The following is a 748-nucleotide window of genomic DNA, read 5'->3' on the forward strand; positions in this document are numbered from 1 at the left end:
CGTTGGGGGCGTGTGCGGAGCGGGGGCGGGTGAGGGCGTCGGTGAGCCCGGCGACGATTTCGACCGGTGCCTGCCGGCCCAGGATCGCTGTCCATTCCTCCTGGTGGGCGGTGGCCTTGCCGTGGATGGTCCATCCGCCGGGTTGGACGAAGGGGTCGTATGCGATGCGGATGCTGCGGTCGGGGCTGTCCATGAGCAGGGGGCCACCGGGCTTTGACCGGTCCCGCCACCCGCAGGCGCGCAGGAACTCGGAGACGTGGCGGATGTCTCCGCCGCCTGCGAGGGCACGGGGCTCGACCAGGTAGTGCTGCTCGGCCTGCTCGCCGGGGCCCCAGCCCTGCCACTGCTTCTTCTTCACCGGCGCCGCCGGACGACGAGCGGTGCGGCGTTCGGGGACGGTGCGGGAGTGGTTGCGGGGCGGGTGGTCAGTTCGGTGAGTGCGTCGGTGTGCTCGTCGAGGTCGAGGGCGATGTCGTGCAGTTCGTTCGCGGCCCGGCCGAGGGCGAGCCACACCTCGGCCGGCAGGATGCCGCGTTCGGCCTGGTCCTTGGCGAAGTAGGAGCCGGTGGCCACCAGGTGGGTGACGCGACCGAGGACACCGTCCTGCGGTTCGAGGACCCGTGCGATGACCTGGGTGGCCTCATGCGCGGGGAGTTGAGAGAGATGGTCGGTGAGCCGGCCGAGCTGGCGCGCGATCTCGTCGGCCAGCCGAACCGGGTAGGGGGCGGTGTGGGGCATGGTCCTCCCG

At 71.8% G+C, this 748-nt stretch carries 2 protein-coding genes; both read right to left on the reverse strand.

Annotated elements, in window-relative coordinates:
* Positions 1–358 (reverse strand): DUF317 domain-containing protein (locus C1I97_RS38285; protein ID WP_146608469.1); only part of this gene is annotated, 358 nt, incomplete at its 3' end.
* Positions 355–738, reverse strand: coding sequence for a hypothetical protein (locus C1I97_RS38290; RefSeq protein WP_111007401.1), 384 nt, complete (start codon positions 736–738; stop codon positions 355–357). The genes C1I97_RS38285 and C1I97_RS38290, both read right to left, overlap by 4 nt.
* Positions 739–748: the final 10 nt, after the last annotated feature.

It is taken from the genome of Streptomyces sp. NTH33, from assembly GCF_003236365.1.
In the GTDB taxonomy this organism is placed as follows: Bacteria; Actinomycetota; Actinomycetes; order Streptomycetales; family Streptomycetaceae; genus Streptomyces.

What these genes read in the sequence shown, in the direction of transcription:
- C1I97_RS38290 (WP_111007401.1), bottom strand. Translation starts at nt 738, where the DNA reads ATGCCCCACACCGCCCCCTACCCGGTTCGGCTGGCCGACGAGATCGCG.